Genomic DNA, 452 nt, shown 5'->3' on the forward strand with positions numbered 1-452 from the left:
CCACCTTCACGGATAGCGAAGCGCAAGCCTTCTTCCATCGCGATCGGGTTGATCAGTTTTACAGTGATAGATACGTTATCACCTGGCATGACCATTTCTTTGTCTTTCGGCAACTCGATCGAACCAGTTACGTCCGTTGTACGGAAGTAGAACTGTGGACGGTAGTTGTTGAAGAATGGGGTATGACGGCCACCTTCATCTTTGGACAGAACATAGATCTCGCCTGTGAAATGCGCATGCGGCTTGATCGAACCTGGTTTTGCCAACACTTGACCACGTTGGATATCTTCACGTTTTGTTCCACGCAGCAATACGCCGACGTTGTCGCCTGCTTGACCTTGGTCGAGCAGTTTGCGGAACATTTCAACGCCAGTACATGTTGTTTTGACTGTGTCTTTGATACCGACGATTTCGATCTCTTCGCCAACTTTGACGATACCGCGTTCGATACG

1 protein-coding gene is annotated in these 452 nt (G+C 48.9%); it reads right to left on the reverse strand.

Annotated features, from left to right (window positions below):
* Positions 1-452, reverse strand: a 452-nt coding sequence (locus ACO0LN_RS30305; RefSeq protein ID WP_422980479.1) for an EF-Tu/IF-2/RF-3 family GTPase, incomplete at both ends; no start/stop codon positions are given.

The sequence above is a fragment of the Undibacterium sp. TC9W genome (genome assembly GCF_049339865.1).
Lineage (GTDB): Bacteria > Pseudomonadota > Gammaproteobacteria > Burkholderiales > Burkholderiaceae_D > Undibacterium.